The 210-nt window shown below is 67.1% G+C and carries 1 protein-coding gene; it reads right to left on the bottom strand.

Annotated features, from left to right (window positions below; all coding sequences use genetic code 11):
• Positions 1-210 (bottom strand): transposase (locus tag ABE423_RS20755; protein WP_346487367.1); only part of this gene is annotated, 210 nt, incomplete at both ends.

The following is a 210-nucleotide window of genomic DNA, read 5'->3' as shown; positions in this document are numbered from 1 at the left end:
TTTCTGGCCAGGATGTTGAAGACGGCGGTGCTGGGGTGACCGCGTTTTGACAGCTCGTCGTAGAGCGGTTGCCCCCGACGACACCGCTTGAGCCCCATGGCGGCCATGTAGAGCATCTGGCGCAGCACTGGCGCGCCCTGTTTGGACAGCCGACGCCGTCCCGTTCTGCCGCCAGACTCGTTGGGCCGGGGATCCAGGCCGGTGCAGGCG

The sequence above is a fragment of the Stenotrophomonas sp. TWI1409 genome, from assembly GCF_039673015.1.
Lineage (GTDB): Bacteria > Pseudomonadota > Gammaproteobacteria > Xanthomonadales > Xanthomonadaceae > Stenotrophomonas > Stenotrophomonas maltophilia_A.
Note: the sequence above shows the minus strand (reverse complement) of the source record. Positions and strands in the feature narration are given on the sequence as shown.